Here is a 17,539-nt window from a genome sequence, read left to right on the forward strand (position 1 = left end):
TCCATGTCCCGTCTGTTAACATTAATCTTGGCATGTAGGTTCGGTGTAAAGTTTTCTGGCGAATTCAATTATACCTTATCTTCATGCTGTTTGTTTTTCATACCACAAAGATCAACACGCCCTAGCTAAAAGATTTAAAAAGCGTGTTTTGTGTATGCAAAACACGCTTTTTTACGTTTGAATAAATGTTAGATATTCATGTGTATTATCTATATACCTTTAAAATGCCTTAAAAGTGATGTTATTCTAATTTTAGGCGATAAAAAACCAGCTTAAAAGCTGGTTTAGCACTTAATCTGAACTTTGCTTAAGCGGTTAAAGCGTATTCGTTTTTTGTGCTTTATATTTTATACGGTAGCTATGTAGTAGTGGTTCAGTGTAACCACTAGGTTGTGTTACACCCTCCAAAACCAGTGCAGTAGCAGCTTGAAACGCAATGCTGTTATTAAGGGTTTCTTCGTTTATTGCCATGGGTGTATACGCAGTGTCGTGCTCGTTTTGACCATCAACTACTTTGGCCATTTTAGCCATTGTTGATTTTATTTGCGCCTGTGAACACACGCCATTTAGCAACCAATTAGCCATATGCTGGCTTGAAATACGCAGTGTTGCTCTATCTTCCATTAGCCCGATATGGTTAATGTCGGGTACTTTTGAGCAACCAACGCCTTGATCAATCCAACGTACAACGTAACCTAAAATACCTTGTGCGTTGTTTTCTAGCTCACTTTGAATATCTTCTTTTGAAAGCGTTTTAGCATCTGTCATTAGCGGCGGTGTAAGCAGGTCATTAAGGCTCGCAATAGCACGTTTAGCTATACTTTGCTGCTCGGTAAATACGTTTATATCGTGATAATGCATTGCATGCAGAGTAGCGGCTGTAGGGGAGGGCACCCATGCTGTATTAGCGCCTGATTTAGGGTGAGCTTGTTTTTGCTCCATCATTAATGCCATTTTATCTGGCATTGGCCACATGCCTTTACCTATTTGTGCTTTATGACTTAAGCCACAAGCAAGGCCAATATCGACGTTGCGATCCTCATAAGCTTGTATCCATGATTGCTGCTTAATCTGTGCTTTTGGAAGCACAACGCCCGCTTGCATAGAGGTATGAATTTCATCGCCTGTGCGGTCTAAAAATCCAGTATTTATAAATACAACACGCTCTTTAGCTGCATAAATACAGGCTTTTAGGTTTACAGAAGTACGGCGTTCTTCATCCATAATACCCATTTTAAGCGTGTTTTTAGGTAAGCTTAGCGCTTCCTCTACTAAGCTAAATAAAGTGTTAGTAAACGCTACCTCTTCAGGGCCATGCATTTTTGGTTTTACTATATTAATACTTTGCGCGCTTGAGTTTTTTATACCTGTTTTTTTATTTAGGTCGTGCAGGGCAGCGGTAGCAGTAAACATCGCATCCATAATGCCTTCAAATACCGGTTGATTGTACACATCGGTAATAGCTGGGTTCGTCATTAAATGGCCAACGTTTCTAACAAACATCATGCTACGGCCTTTTAAAGTAACTGTGCCGCCATCGAGTGCGGTGTATGTTTTATCACTTTGCAGAGTGCGCTCTACGGTTTTATCGCCTTTTTTAAACGATTCAACTAGGTTACCTTGCATCAAACCAAGCCAATTTTTATAAACTTGTACTTTATCTTCTGCATCTACCGCAGCTACAGAATCTTCACAATCCATAATGGTTGTAAGCGCGGCCTCTAACACTACATCTTTTAAGCCTGCTTTATCTGCTTGGCCAATAATGTGGTGGTGATCTATATGTAGCTCTATGTGTAAATCATTGTTTTTTAATAACACTACGGTTGGGTTTTGTGCTTCACCTTGATAGCCAATAAGCTGAGATGGGTCAGCTAATGTGGTTTGAGAGCTATCACGTAACGTAATTAAAAGTGCGCCATCTACTACTGAATAATTAGTGCTTTCTATATGCGAGCCATCAGTTAACGGCAATGCTTTATCTAAAAACTGGCGAGCGTAGGCCATTACCTTAAAACCACGAACAGGATTGTAGGTATTGCCTTTTTCGGCTCCATCGTCTTCGCTTAACACATCTGTACCGTATAAGGCGTCGTATAACGAAACCCAACGTGCGTTAGCGGCATTAAGTGCAAAGCGTGCGTTACTTACAGGCACAACCAACTGAGGGCCTGCTGTAAGGGCTACTTCGGGTTCTACATTTTTGGTTTCAATTTCAAAGTTGGCAGGCTCTTTAACTAAATAGCCAATATCTTGCAAAAAGGCATGGTACTTAACGCTATCCCACGTTTTATTAGCAAGATGGTAGTCATCTATTTGCTGTTGAAGCAATTCTCGCTTTTCAAGCAGTGCCTTATTTGTAGGGGTAAGTGTTTGAACTATATGTGCAAAGCTTTGCCAAAATTGATGCTCACTTAAGTGAGTGCCTGGTAGTAATTGATTTTTAACAAAATCAGCGAGTTGTGTGTCTACGCTGAGTCCTGAATGTGTGAGAGTGTGGGACATAATTGCCTTCCTTAAACGGTCGCGATGTTGTTGTGTGCTTGTGCGTTAAGGCAACAATAACTCAAAAAGGCAATGTTGAGTGCTTTTTAGCCATTCACAAAATGTATAGCCACAATAACAACTATAAATTTACTAAATCTAGAAAAGGAGCCTAATGTTGAATCAAGCGAAACGGAGCACACACTCCTAGCCACTCTCACAACATTAAAATAATTTACACACTCGTTCGAAGGATTTTATTATGACAACATATCAACGCGAAACAGACACACTCTCTACTCTTTGCCAATCACAAGGCAGCGCATGGAAAGCTATTAACCCTGAATACGCAAGCCGTATGCGTTTACAAAACCGTTTTCGTACAGGGATTGAAATTGCGCAATACACAGCAGACGTTATGCGTGAAGATATGGCTGCATATGACGCCGACACAAGCCTGTACACCCAATCTTTAGGGTGTTGGCATGGCTTTACTGCCCAACAAATGATGATGGCTATTAAGCGCCATCAAAAAACAACTAAACGCAGCTATGTATACTTAAGTGGCTGGATGGTTGCAGCACTTCGCTCTGCATTCGGTCCGCTGCCAGATCAAAGTATGCACGAAAAAACATCAGTACCTGCATTAATTGAAGAAATTTACACATTTTTAAAGCAAGCTGATGCACGTGAACTAGACCACTTGTTTAACGACCTAGATGCAGCAAAAGCGAATGGCGGCGATGTTCAAGCTGTTATTGATAAAATAGACAACTTTGAAACTCATGTTGTGCCAATTATTGCTGATATTGACGCAGGTTTTGGTAACGAAGAAGCAACTTACTTACTGGCTAAAAAAATGATTGAAGCCGGTGCGTGTGCCATTCAAATAGAAAACCAAGTATCTGACGCCAAACAATGTGGTCACCAAGCGGGTAAAGTTACCGTTCCACACGAAGACTTTTTAGCAAAGATTAACGCAGTACGTTACGCCTTTTTAGAACTTGGTATTGATAACGGTATTATTGTGGCACGTACAGATTCATTAGGTGCAAGCCTTACTCAAAAAGTACCTGTGTCGCAAACACCAGGTGACTTAGCAAGCCAATACAATGCATTTTTAGAAACGACGCCAATTAACGGTGTTGATGACTTAAATGAAGGCGACACAGCAATGAAAATTAATGGCCAGTTATGTAAACCAACTCGCCTAGATAACGGTTTATTTCAATTCCGCGAAGGCACTGAAAAAGACCGCGTAGTACTAGATTGTATTACGAGCTTGCAGTCGGGCGCTGATTTACTGTGGATTGAAACAGAAAAACCTCATGTTAAGCAAATTGCAGAACTGGTAAATCGTGTTAAAGAACACGTGCCAAATGCAAAACTGGTATACAACAACTCGCCTTCGTTTAACTGGACGCTTAAGTTTCGTGAGCAAGTATATCAAGAGTGGGAAGAAGCAGGCCGTGACCTTAGTGCTTACCCAAGCTTTGGCGACAATAAAGGCCTTATGGCACCAGAAATGGATGCAACAGAACTTGCGCAAGCAGCCGATTTACTAGTGCAAAACTTCCAGCGCGATGGCGCACGTGAAGCAGGTATTTTCCATCACTTAATTACTCTGCCTACGTACCATACAGCTGCGCTGAGCACTGATATTTTATCAGAAGGTTATTTTGGCGATATGGGTATGCTGGCTTATGTACGTGATGTACAACGCCAAGAAATTCGCCGCGAGCAAGCTTCTGTTAAGCACCAAGACCTAGCAGGGTCTAACATGGGCGATACACACAAAGAATACTTCTCTGGTGATAACGCGCTAAAAGCCGGTGGTGAAGATAACACCATGAACCAATTTTAACTTCCTAACTAGATAGTGTTACTCAAGGGCCAATAGGCCCTTTTTTATTGCTTTAAGTAAAGTTAGAACATTGAAGCATAATTACAGATCAGACTTTAACTAGGGCGTGTTGATCTTTGTGGATTGAAATTTGTTCAATCTAGGGGCGATTAAATCGCGGCGCGAGGTTTGTAACCTAGTGGGCTAAGTAAAAACCGAGCAACAAAGAGTTTATCGCCCCTAGAAAGAACCCAAAGGGCAGCGCATGTTTGGTATTTATGCTACGTTATCGCCTATTCATGGGGAATAACCACACTACATAAGCTCCGCCTTGCCTAAAAACCAAACATACTGCTGCAAATTAACCCACCAAAGTTCAACACGCCCTTGCCAAATAATTTTGGATCACTATTTAACTACCTGAGTGAATTTACAGATCAGAGTTTAACTAACCTTTCATAAAACGGCATATTTGGGGTGATTTTGCTGTAAAAAGCGTTTACAACAACTTTAAAAGGCAGGTAAGTGACTGATTTTTGCTTTAATAGGCAAACTTAGCGAATTTATAAACCGATTTTTTACTAACTTCTCTGTGCTATAAAACAAAATTTTACTAACTGATAGGCTATAAACAGTGACTCAAACCGATTTTTTACCAACTCAAGTTACAAAAAATGCTATAAACCGAAATTTTACTAACTGAAGTTTTAGCTAAGTCCGATATTTAACTGTCACAGAAGTGTAAAGGGGGTTTACAGTTTGAATACTAAGGCGGTAAATACAAAAGCAACTTATTTGAAGTGGCTTTTATTTGAGCTATAAATTTATTACCCAGAGTTTATTTAGTGTGTTTATCAAACCACCATTGAATATAAGCTACTTTAGTCATTAAGTTTGATGGGCGAGCTGTAATACCATGCGATGCATTAGGAATGCGCACCATTGCAGTATCAACGCCTTGTAGTTTTAATGCCTGATAAAACTGCTCAGTTTCTGATATTGGTGTACGGTAGTCAGATTCGCCAGTGAGCAACATAGTAGGAGTTTTAACGTTTCCAACATAACTAATAGGCGAGCGCTTCATGTAATGCTCGATGTGATCCCACGGTTTACCCGGAAACCAGTAATCAGCAAAAAACGGGGAAAAATCGGCAGTTAGTACAAAGCTGATCCAATTAATAACAGGCTTAGCAACTACAGCCGCAGCAAAGCGATCGGTATGACCTACAATCCAAGCTGTTAGTACGCCACCGCCAGAGCCACCGGTTACAAACAATTTAGACTCGTCAATAAAGCCTTTCGCTATTAGCGCATCAACGCCAGTCATTAAGTCATCAAAATCGTTACTTGGATAATTATGATGAATAGTTTGTGCAAACTCTTTACCGTATGAATCACTACCACGTGGGTTCATGTATAAAACGACATTTCCTTTGGCTGCAAACAGCTGAATTTCAGCGCTAAAGTGTGGACCGTAATTAGCTACTGGACCGCCATGTATTTCTAGTATTAGCGGATATTTTTTGCTGCGGTCAAATTCTGGTGGGTAAGCAATCCATCCTTGAATAGGTAACTCATCGTGACTTGATTTAATCCAAATTTCTTCCACTTTAGCCAAAGCTTTGTCGCCCAATGCATCTGCATTAAGGGTAGTTAAACGCTGCGCGTTACCGCGTTTAATTGTTGCTATATCAGCAGGGCGCTGAGTATCGGCAAGGGTAAAGGCTACTTCGCCATCCTCGCTTACATCAAAGTCACCACCAGAATAAGGGCGACCAAAGGCAACACTGCCAATTTGAGTTGTTATTATTTTACGCTTGCCGCTGCGTGGTTGATAGGCGAGGGCGGTTTGACCTTTATCTGCATAGCTAAAGTATATGCCTTTGGAGTTTGCACTCCATTTTATTTGACCTACGCTACGATCAAAATTTGGCGTTAAGCTTGTTGTGTTACCTGTTTTTAAATCACGAATATAAAGCTGAGCGTTTTCGTAGTTAGTGCGTTTATCATCGTAACCTGTGTACGCTAAGTAACGACCATCGGGCGATACTTTAGGCTGCTCGTCAGGTCCGTTTCGGTCAGTAACTTTAGTTATATTTTGTGTGGCTAACTCGAGTTGATAGATTTCACTGTTTGTGGGTTTTAGCTGGTTGTTTGTGTGCCTGTTTGCAGAAAAATAAAGCGACTTACCATCGTTACTAAAACTTACATCGCCTGCGTTATCAAATTCATCATGAGTGAGTTGTTTGGCATTACCACCGTTAGCATCTATGGAAAATAATTGGCTAAAACCTTTTTGTGTGTAACCGCCACCATCTGAACGATAATAAACATCATCAATAAATTTAGCGGATTCTGCCCAGGTTGCGCCTTTTGGTTTGCCTGGTAAGCTCACTGGCGCTGAATTAGCGCTTGGAACAAACATGCTAAATATTAATTGGTTAGTATCAGGGCTCCATGTAATCGAACGTGGACTACTCGTTAAGTTACTAATTTTTGCCATAGCACCTGTTTTAAGCCATTTTATATATATTTGGCTGCTGCCATCGCGAGTTGATATAAACGCAAGGCGTTGACCATCAGGAGAGAGGACTGGCGAATAATCCATATGCACGCCAGAGGTTAGCGGTTGCATTTGTTTGGTTTTGTAATCAACAGACCAAATATTACCAACTTTGCGGTCGGTTTTTATATCCATGCGGTTACGCACAAAATAAACAGTTTTACCGTCTTCGGTTATATCTATTTGATTGGCATATTCTAAATTAAACACGTCTTGCAGTTGTAGTGTATTTGTTTCAGCGTAGGCTAAATTGCTACAACCTAAAACGAGGCTAAGTGTTAAAAGCTTTTTCATTTTTATCCCTGTTGTTACTTTTTTTAATTTTCTAAGTAGTTATATGTTAGGGATTATTAAATTAACAGTAGGATGCGATGAAGCTCTTATTTAACTCTATGAGTTAAAGCTGTAAAGGGGGTTTACAGCTTCTATTCGAGGTTGTATAAAAGTTTAGTTAGCTGAGTTGCACAGGGCTTTTATATCTTTTATAAGCACTATGCCATCAGCGTTGTCGCCATGTACACATAAGCTATGGGCGTTAAGCGTTAGTTTTTTTCCAGTTCGTGTTGTCACGCTACCATCGGATAAAAGCTGAGTTACTTGCTCTAGTAATGCAGCTTTGTTGTGAACACTGCCCTCAAGTGTTCGTGACACTAAATGCCCGTCGTCGGTGTACTGCCTGTCGGCAAATGCCTCGAGTATTAGATCAACCCCTGAGCTTTTAGCTATTTGAATGTGCTTATTGGCATTTTTAGTCGCTAAAACCATTAGTTTTAAATCTGTTGGGTAGTTGGCAATTGCATTTATAACGGTTTGTAATATTTTCTCATCAGCCATCATGTCGTTATAAAGTGCGCCGTGGGGTTTTACATAGCTAAGTGTTAAACCTTGTACTTTTGCCATGCCCTCAATAGCGGCTATTTGATAATGCAGGCAATTTGTAAGCTCTTTTTCGCTAAGTACCATTGAGCGCCTACCAAAGCCTTGCTTATCTGGGTAACTTGGGTGAGCACCAATTTGTACGTTATGTTGCTTGGCAAGTATAAGAGTGTTTGCCATTACGTTGGCATCACCTGCATGGAACCCACACGCAATATTAGCCATATCAATATGTGGCATAACGTCATCGTCTAGCCCCATTTTCCACGCGCCAAAGCTTTCGCCCAAATCACAATTGAGTTTCATATTAGTGCGCCTTTTGCGGTTTTATTGTGACAGGTAATACGCCGTTAGCCGGTGCTTCTCCTAGTAACACTTTTGCAAGTGCGGTAAAAGCAGGGCCAGATACAATATCGTTTTTATCTACATCAATATTATATGCGTAAGATGCAAGTACAGCATTTGCATAATTGCCAAATTTAGCAATGTCGTAAGGCGCTCTTAGGCTTATAAAAACAGTGCTTTTGTTTTCCTCTTTTGCCATATTTAATAATGACTCAAGTGCTTTTGGTTGCTCTGCATTATTAAGTGCAAAATTAGGATCGTCTTTTAAATCATCCATACCGCCAATTTCTACCGCACTTTGATTAGGCGTTGCATTGCCGGCTATAACTACATCAGCAGCGTGTATTTGTGTTTTAGCTTGTGCAGGGTTAAACCCTTGTAGGCTGCTACAGCTATAGTTTAGTTTTTGCTGGCTGATAGCTTCAATCGCTTGCTGCATTGCCATACATTTACGCGTGTCGGGCATAATAATATGAACATTACTTCCTGCTTTTAAATTAAGCGGCAAAGTACTGTTATTATTTTTAACCTGCGTTATTGCCTCTACAGCAAGCTGCGCTTCTATTTCGCGATGTGCTGCACTGCCGATTGTTTGCTTTGCATTTATGAGCGCGGTAATAGGGTCAAAATTAGTGCTTAATCTAAATTTATTTTTAAGCGTAATTATACGCATCGAAGATTGTGCTATTTCTTGCTCATCAAGTTGGTTTGATTTAACCGCTGCAACAAGCTCTTTAATAAGGTCATCGAGCTTGTTTAAATCATCCGGTGTTCTAATTTCAACGGGCATTAGGGCAATGTCAGCCCCAGCCGCAAACGTATTTATTACCGCTTGAGTTGGTGTGAAAAAGTTACTAATGCCAGCCATATCAAGCGCATCAGTTACTACAACACCTTGGTAATTAAGCTCACCACGTAAAATATCAGTAATGATTGCGCGCGACATTGTTGCCGGTTTTATCATCGTTTTGCCATTAACACTTATAAACGTTGTGCTATCGAGCGCTGGGTATTGAATATGCGCCGTCATTATCATGCCTGGGTTTTGCTTGGCGATAATGTGTTTAAAGGGTGCTAGGTCTTGCTCGTAAATAACTTCTTTTGCATGGTTTACTTTAGGCAAACCTGTATGGCTATCTACGTTTGTATCGCCGTGGCCCGGGAAGTGCTTTAACGAGGTAATAACACCGTTGTTCTCAAATCCTGCTACCTGTGCGGCGCCTAATTTACTCACTAATGCAGGGTTTTCACCAAACGAGCGTACATTAATAACAGGGTTATCGGGGTTCATGTTTACATCAACCGTGGGCGCGTAGTTTACATTGATACCTAGCGAGTTTAGCTCTTTAGCTATAACAGTTGCTGTTTTTGTCGCAAAGCTCGTACCGTGTTTTTTGTAGGTTGCGCCAATCGACATATTACCGGTAAATGATGTAGCAACATCGCGTGGTAACCGTGCTACACGTCCGCCTTCTTGATCTATTGATATAAATAGCGGCAGCTTACTACTGGATTTACTTGCAGCTGTTTGCAATTGGCTATTAAGCGTAATGGTTTGTTCTATTGATTGGGTATTTTCAGAAAATAAAATAACTCCACCAATATCGTATTTAGCAATAGCGGTAGCAAGCTCATTAGGTAACTCGGTCATTGGAGTTCGGCATTTATTACTTGCTCCTTGCTGACAGAAGTAGCGAAAGTCGAGTATTAACTTTTGCCCAAGTTTTTGTTCAAGAGAAAGCACGGGTTTAGCAAACGAGGATTGTAATGGCATTAAACACCCAGATAAAAAAATGATAGACGGTACAATACACTTATTTAGCAAAACACACTCCAAGGCTAAATAAAATAGATAAGTTTATGCAGCTTAACTACTTTTTAAAGTAACTGCAAAAGAAGGTTTTCTTTACAAAAACCATTAACGTATTGTAAAAATTGAAGAAAAATTATAGTTTTGAACTTAGTGAAAAGTTATATTTTTTCTGGCTTTATTGATATTAGGTAATAAATTTTTAATAGGGTGTAATTGCAGGCTTTATGCTCAATTATAGGTGCAAGTATTGAATGCCTAATACTTAGGATGGCATTCATTTTCGAAAGAATTATTAATAGCCTTAATCTTCGATTTCTTATTTTTTATTTAACGATTACAGCCTTTATTAGTACTTTAGTAAGTCGCTTTTATTCTACCTACCAAGCACAAAAGGAGCAGTTAAAAACTTACACTAAAAAATAATTATGCCTACGCTAATAAACTAGCATCAGCAACTTATACTCTTTAGAATCAGCAATGCAATAACCTGCCTATTCAACTAAAAATCATCTTGAAAAGACAATATTGTGGCGCATTTAGGTAGATAAGAATTTGTATTTTTTTACCTAATAAGAACAGCAAAGTGCGCAAAATAGCAGAGCGATTACGTCAAACCGTTGAGTCTATAAATACGTAAATTCCTATTGGCATTGCAACTTGGTCTGAGCATAGTAATGAAATAGACCAAGTTTACAAATGTGCTGACAAAGTACTTTACCATGTTAATAATATGGTAGTGATAAGTGCATTGTTGCTGATTAAAAGTGTGTTTCGATAGGTGAGTAATCAATTGCAACTTCTACATTGCTCACTGAGCTATAGTTGTTTAGATCTTTAGATAACCCTGCAATATCAACATCCTTTTCAACAAGTAATGTGTAATTGTGAGCTGTCGACTTAACTAACTCATAATTATTTTTTAACTCATCAGGCAAAGTATCGGTATTTAATGTAATGGTAAGAGTACCTGTTACTACACCTTTTTGCTTTAAGTTCTGATTATAAATAACGTCGCTTTTAAATAACTGCTCAGAGTTAAAAATAAGCTTATCACCAGATGAATTTATGCTTTTAGATGCTTTTTTCATAATACCTTGACTGCTTTCTTTTTTAGGGAAAATAGTGTCAGTTTTCTGGTTCTTAGATGGTTCTTTTATAATGATTTCTGCTGTTTTAGGTAGCGCCTGAGAGTTGTTAACCTCTGTTTTTTCACTGTTATTACATGCAGATAGTAATAAAGCTGCAATTATTGGCACTGAACTTGTAAAAATTATTTTTTGCATTCGTTTACCTTTGTTTACTTTTCTTTAGATTTAAAGCTATTCAGCTTTATTTAAGTCTGTATATTAACAGCTTAACCATGCGTTTACATAAAACAATCAATTTAAAAACATTAAGTGCTTAAACACAACAAACACAAACAGGTGGATACATGTCTCAATTTAAATTAACAACTATTGCCATAGTTGTAGCATCAACATTAGCAGCAGGTGAGCTAACGGCCGCTGAACAAACTCAATTTTATGATGTAAGTGCTACAAATGCAGTTACTCAGGGTACTTCTTTAGCTGCTGTTCAGCAGAGAACCTTAGCCGAACGCGCCACTGTATCGGGTCAAAAATCTATTTACGATGCACAAATGGGTAAAGCAACATTTTTATGGCAAGCAATAGGTCAGCGTAAGCCTGACATGGCTTTAATCGCAGCTGATAACCGTAATCAATATGCTGCTGACTTTTATATTGAAACTTTAACAGGTATTAGTAACCGTAAAGCAACAGCATCTTCTGCTGTTATGGTTGATTTATCAGAGCAAAAACGTGGTTCTATTAGTGCTAAATATAAACAACAAGTAAACGGTGTAGAAGTTTTTAACCGCGAATACAACTTGTTAATGGATAAAGAGTACAACCTAGTAGCAAGCTCGGGTTATTTTGCTGATACGTCGTCATCTAAAAATAAACTTGCTGCATTAACGGGTTTTGTAAGCTCTGAGCAAAGTATAAAAAAAGCATTTAGTGAATTAGCAAATATTGATGTCTCACTTCGTAAAATTGGTAATGAAGGTGGATATGCAAAATATGAAGCTAAATCATTAGATGATTCCAAAGTTGTTTTAGGTACACCACGTGCAAAAGAAGTGTTTTTTGAAGTTGCAGGCGAGCTTAAATCTGCTTACTACATTGAAGTAGAAGTAGCAGAAGTTGGCTCTTTAGAAAGTGACTACTTTAGTTATGTAGTAGATTCGAATAACAGCAAAGTATATTTTGCGAAAGATTTGAAATCTCATGCAGCTGACTTTAATTACCGTGTTTATGCTAACCAAGATGGCTACCCAATGGAAAGCCCGCACGGTGATGTAATCCCTGCAGATGCCCCAGGACAAGTAGACGAGACCGAAATTTTAGATGCGCCAATGGTATCTCTGTCTTACTACAGCAAACTAAGCACAATGGACCCATGGTTAGCAGACGATGCAACGACTACGTCTGGCAATAACGTATTTGCTTACGCAGATGTGGTTGCACCTCAAGACTTTAGTGAAGGTGACTTTACCGCTGAAACAACAGCAGACTTTACATTTGACTACCCTTATAAAGTAGATGAAGTTGCAAATAGTTTCGCAAACCGTAAAGCGGCTATTGTTAACTTGTTTTATATGAATAACTTTTTACATGATTTCTTCTATGACCATGGTTTTGATGAAACATCAAATGTAGCTCAGGTATCTAACTTTGATCGTGGCGGCGTAGAAGGAGACCCGATTGAAGCACAGGCTCAAGATAACTCAGGTCGTAATAACGCAAATATGTCTACACCAGCTGATGGTGCTAGCCCACGTATGCAAATGTACTTGTACAACAGTAAAGATGCCGTTGTTGGTGTAGATTTTGGTATTACAGTAACTTCACATGATTCTTTGGGCCTTCTAGCTTCTACAAAAGAATCTGGCTTTGGTAAATACCAATTTAGTGATGTAATTGCAGACGTTGTTCGTTTAGATGATGGAAATACAGCAGATTCAACAAGTGTTAATGATGGTTGTGAGCCAGCTATAAATGCGGCTGAACTAGCAGGGAAAATTGCAATTGTAGATCGTGGCTCATGTGCTTTTACGATTAAAGTAAAAAATGCACAAGATGCAGGTGCAATAGCAACTATCGTTGTTAATAATGACCCAGATACGGCAGAACCGGCACCAATGGGCGGTGAAGACGATACTGTAACCATTCCAAATATGGGTTTAAATTACGCTGATGGTCATGCAATGTATGACCTAATTGATGCTGGTGAAGTTGTTACTGTAGACATGTTTACTAAAGCAACATTAAAAGATGGTACGTTTGATAATGGTATTATTGCTCATGAATGGGGTCACTACATTAGTAACCGCTTAGTCGGTAATTCATCAGGCCTTATTAACTTCCAAGGCCGCGCAATGGGCGAAGGCTGGGGCGATTTCCACTCATTAATGTTTATCGCTAAAGAAAGCGATATAAATATTACAGGTAACGATAAGTTCCAAAAAGCATATGGTAGCGGCACATTTGTAGAAGACTTCTACTTCGGTATTCGTCGTCTTCCTTATTCAACTGATACAGATGTAAATGCATTGTCGTTCCGCCATATTACTGAAAATGCTGGTGCAGATATTGGTATATCACCAACAAGCGTGGCTTCTCCTCATGCTGCTGGCGAAATTTGGGCAACTGTATTATGGGAAAACTACGTAGCGCTTATCAACGAGCATGGCTTTAATGAAGCACAAACTCGAATGGCAGATTACTTAGTTGCAGGTTACAAATTAACACCTATAGCACCAACCTACACTGAAGCACGTGATGCTATTTTAGCTGCGGCCTATGCAGTAGACCCTGCTGATTACAAACTAATGGTGGGTGCATTTGCTAAACGTGGTATGGGTCTTGGCGCAGTATCGCCAGATCGTTTCAGTGAAGACCTTACTGGTGTAGTTGAATCGGATAAAACACAGCTTTCTAGCTATGCATTTGCAAGTGCTGACTTAAACAACATGTACAATGGTACAGAGCTTGGTTTTTGTACTAACGACAATATTTTAGATAAAGGCGAAACGAGTACGGTTAGCGTAACAATTACTAACCGTGGTAGTGAAGTACTTAGTGGTACAACAGCACAACTGACTGTTATAAGCGATCATGATGTAACATTTGAAAATGATGGTTTACTTACTTTTGGTGAAGTTCAACCGTACGAAGCAATAACTAGTAACGATATTAAAGTTACTTTGAACGAAGCGGGTACAGCTGAAACACTAGAAATTGAAGTCACATTCCCTGAAATTGAAACGGACGATGATATCGTTGAAGCACTTGATCAAACACTCACGTTTGAAGTAAATATGGGCTTTAAATCAGAAATGCCTGTTGGAGCTGTAGTTTCAGATGATATGGAAGTAGCAAGTTCATCACTATTAGATTTAAAAGAAAACGTAATGTTTGGTGGTGATTTAGCTGCTGGCACTCAAGTAATGGATAATAGTAGTAATATTGCATTCTTTGAACAAGGTGGCTTTGGGCTAGGCACACAAGCAATGCGCCTTGTAAATAATGGCTTCCAATCAGATGTAGCAGTAGAAAGTAAGGCGTTTGAAGTCGGTTACTCTGGCGACTTTGAAATTTCGTTTTGGCATTTCTATAGTATCGAGCAAGACTGGGATGGTGGTGTTGTAGAAGTTAGTGTTAATGGTGGTGACTGGGTTGATGCTACTGAAATTGGCGGCACATTTGATGTTGGCTATGACGCTGTTCTAACCGAAAACGATTCGCAAGAGCTTCAAGAGCGTGAAACCTTTACAGGTAATAACATTCAAGATAGCGGCACATATGGTAATTATGAAACTATCAACTTTGGCGATGCCCTAAACGGCAACTTAGTAAAAGTACGCTTTAGAATTTCATCAGATGGCGCAGTAAGTGATTTAGGTTGGTGGATTGATAACCTAACTATGTCTAACGTGCTATCTCCTGTATTTTCAGAGCTTGTAGCGGGTGATTCACTGGCATGTGATAACGCAGCTCCACTTGTTTTAGTCGAAAGCGCGGCGGAAATCACTGAATCTGCTACAGGAACAATTACTGCAACAGCTACCGATCGTAATGGTCAAACACTAACTTATACTTGGACTCAAGTTAGTGGTAGTACTGCGACCCTTTCTGGTGCTGATACAGCAACTTTAAGCTTTACACCTGCAGCAATTACTGCAGACGAAGAGCTTGTATTTGAAGTTGCAGTGAGCGATGGAGTAACCACGGTTACTCAGCAAAGCACTGTAATGGTTAAGAACGAAGCTGCTGAAATAACACCTGTGACAGAAACCAAATCTAGTAGTGGTGGTAGCTTTGGCTTTATTGCTTTATTACTTACTCCATTAGTATGGTTTAACAGACGCCGTAAAACAGTTAGTAAATAAGTTTAAATAACATACCGTCTTTAAACACATGACGGTTTTAATGAAAGGCCAGTCGCTTTTGCTTCTGGCCTTTTTATGTACTTAGTTTGGTGTTTTTAGTCCTGACCTCATATTAACTTTTTGATGGCTATACACATTGATTTATTGGTTACATTGACTTTTTATACACCGTTAACAACCTATATATCAAAGTTTAATAAACAACCTCGGCGCCACTAAGTCATATTGAGTTTTACTGATTTGAGGATAAAAATGCAATGCTGGAATATATTATTTATCACTCCATAGCATAGCGCTTAGTCACAGAATCAAACAAACCATCTTAACTAAAAACACTTAAATGGGTATAATAATTAGCTTCGTATAATACGCGCTGAATATTGTGCTTTGGGATGCAAGCTTTGCTATATAAATTATTACCTGCTTTAAATTTAAGATTTCTTATATTGCTACTCGCATTCTCTGCAGCACTAAGCACATTGGTAGGGAGTTTTTACTCTAGCTATCAGGTTCAAAAAGAGCAGTTAACATCATATACACTAAAAAGTAATTTAGCCTATGCACAAAAACTAGCCTCTGCTACTGATAACTTTTTAAAGTCTGCGCTTCAGCAGCTTGAATACTCAGCTAAAATTATTGAACAATCACCAAATAATTCTCAACTACTAAACGATGAAGCTATTCGTTTAAATCAGCAAACTGATAGTTTTAACTCTGTTGTTATTAATTTACATGGCGTAGTTGCTGCTACGTCACCTCGTTTAGAAAGTATAATAGGCCAACAAATACAATCACCTGGTGCAATAGAGGCGTTAAAAGAAAAACGCCCATTAATTAGTGAGCCTTATTTATCAGCAGCTAATAATTTAATTGTTTTTATATCGCACCCGTTGTTTGATTTTGAAGGTAAGTATTTAGGTTATATTGGAGGCTCTCTTTATTTAAAAGAGAAAAATATTTTAAATGAGCTTTTAGAACAACATTTCTACAAAGGTGGCTCATACCTTTTTGTTGTTAGCTCAAATAAGCGCATTTTATATCATCCAGAACCGTCAAGAATAGGTAACGTTGTTACTAATAACCATGTAATTGACGCGGTTACAAATGGCGAAATGGGTACTTCAACCGTTATTAATAGCCTAAATAAACCAATGCTCGCAGGCTACGCACCCATTACTTTATCTAATTGGGGAATAGTGGCGCAAAGACCATTAAAATCAACGCTTTCCTCTCTTGATACATTAACTATTGAAGTGGTTAAACAAACAATACCAATGGCATTAGTCACGTTTATTTTTATTGGTTTATTTGCACACTTTATAGCAAGGCCACTAAAACGCTTAGCCGATAACGCAAATACACTCGACGATCCAAAAAGCTTAGAAAAACTTAAAAGTGTGAAGTCGTGGTATTTCGAAAGTCAAAAACTAAAATTAGCAATGTTGAGAGAAGTAACTTTATTACAAGCTAAAATTGGTGTGTTACGCCATGACTCACAAACAGATCCCTTAACAGATACGCATAACAGAAGAAGCTTAAACGGCTTACTTAACCAGCTTATGCTAAAGCAAACCCCGTTCGCTATATTAGAAATTGATATCGACTTTTTTAAACGTGTTAACGATACTTTTGGGCATGACAAAGGTGACGAAACTTTAGTTTCGCTAACAAATATAATTAAAAAACTATCAAGAAGAGACGACATAGTATCGAGAATCGGCGGTGAAGAGTTTGTCCTTGTGTTACCTAATGAAGACAGCCAAAGCGCTTTTAAAATTGCAGAGCGCTTACGTAAAACAGTAGAATCAACAGAGATGGACACTATTGGCAACATCACTATCTCTATAGGTATTGCAACTTGGCCTGAGCATAGTACTGATATTGCCCAAGTATATAAATGTGCCGATAAGGCGCTATACCATGCTAAAGAGCATGGCCGTAACCAGTGCGTAGTGGCCAATATTAGCTAACCACAGCTTTGTTAAGTAATACTCTGTATTACCTTAAATTGATAAATACTTTACACAGAGTGCATGAGTTTATTAAGCCAGCCATCTTCTTTTGATGGCTTATAAATCATTACAATATCCTCACTGTAGTGACTGTTAACCCCCTTTACAGTTAATTTTGCAACCCTAAATCGTCAATAACAAAATTTGGTAA

The 17,539-nt window shown here is 39.0% G+C and carries 8 protein-coding genes; 3 read left to right on the forward strand and 5 right to left on the reverse strand.

What is annotated here, in order from left to right:
* Positions 1–315: 315 nt before the first annotated feature.
* Positions 316–2,505, reverse strand: coding sequence for a malate synthase G (locus H4J63_RS10400; RefSeq protein WP_182196403.1), 2,190 nt, complete (start codon positions 2,503–2,505; stop codon positions 316–318).
* 241 nt (positions 2,506–2,746) lie between these two features.
* Between H4J63_RS10400 and H4J63_RS10405 the strand changes: the two genes are divergently transcribed.
* Positions 2,747–4,348 (forward strand): isocitrate lyase, encoded by a 1,602-nt coding sequence (locus H4J63_RS10405; RefSeq protein ID WP_024591564.1) that lies wholly within the window; start codon positions 2,747–2,749, stop codon positions 4,346–4,348.
* Between the two features lie 817 nt (positions 4,349–5,165).
* Here H4J63_RS10405 and H4J63_RS10410 read toward each other — a convergent pair.
* The 4 genes from H4J63_RS10410 to H4J63_RS10425 all read right to left on the reverse strand — a co-directional run bounded on the left by H4J63_RS10410 (position 5,166) and on the right by H4J63_RS10425 (position 11,207).
* On the reverse strand, positions 5,166–7,184 hold the full coding sequence (locus H4J63_RS10410; RefSeq protein WP_182196406.1) for a S9 family peptidase: 2,019 nt from the start codon (positions 7,182–7,184) through the stop codon (positions 5,166–5,168).
* Between the two features lie 153 nt (positions 7,185–7,337).
* Positions 7,338–8,072: a 5-oxoprolinase subunit PxpA gene (locus H4J63_RS10415; RefSeq protein WP_024604653.1), complete on the reverse strand. Its 735-nt coding sequence runs from the start codon at positions 8,070–8,072 to the stop codon at positions 7,338–7,340.
* 1 nt (position 8,073) lies between these two features.
* A complete protein-coding gene (locus H4J63_RS10420; protein WP_182196408.1) occupies positions 8,074–9,885 on the reverse strand; it encodes a glycoside hydrolase family 3 protein in 1,812 nt (603 codons plus the stop codon).
* 797 nt (positions 9,886–10,682) lie between these two features.
* Positions 10,683–11,207 (reverse strand): hypothetical protein, encoded by a 525-nt coding sequence (locus H4J63_RS10425; RefSeq protein ID WP_182196411.1) that lies wholly within the window; start codon positions 11,205–11,207, stop codon positions 10,683–10,685.
* A 149-nt stretch (positions 11,208–11,356) separates the two neighbouring features.
* Here H4J63_RS10425 and H4J63_RS10430 point away from each other — a divergent pair, with 149 nt between their 5' ends.
* A complete protein-coding gene (locus tag H4J63_RS10430; protein WP_182196414.1) occupies positions 11,357–15,376 on the forward strand; it encodes a rhombosortase-dependent M36 family metallopeptidase in 4,020 nt (1,339 codons plus the stop codon).
* 446 nt (positions 15,377–15,822) lie between these two features.
* Positions 15,823–17,346 carry a sensor domain-containing diguanylate cyclase gene (locus H4J63_RS10435; protein WP_182196416.1) on the forward strand — a complete coding sequence of 508 codons (1,524 nt, stop codon included), beginning with the start codon at positions 15,823–15,825 and terminating at the stop codon, positions 17,344–17,346.
* The last annotated feature ends 193 nt before the right edge of the window (positions 17,347–17,539 follow it).

The organism is Pseudoalteromonas sp. 5Ae-yellow (assembly GCF_014077565.1).
Lineage (GTDB): Bacteria > Pseudomonadota > Gammaproteobacteria > Enterobacterales > Alteromonadaceae > Pseudoalteromonas.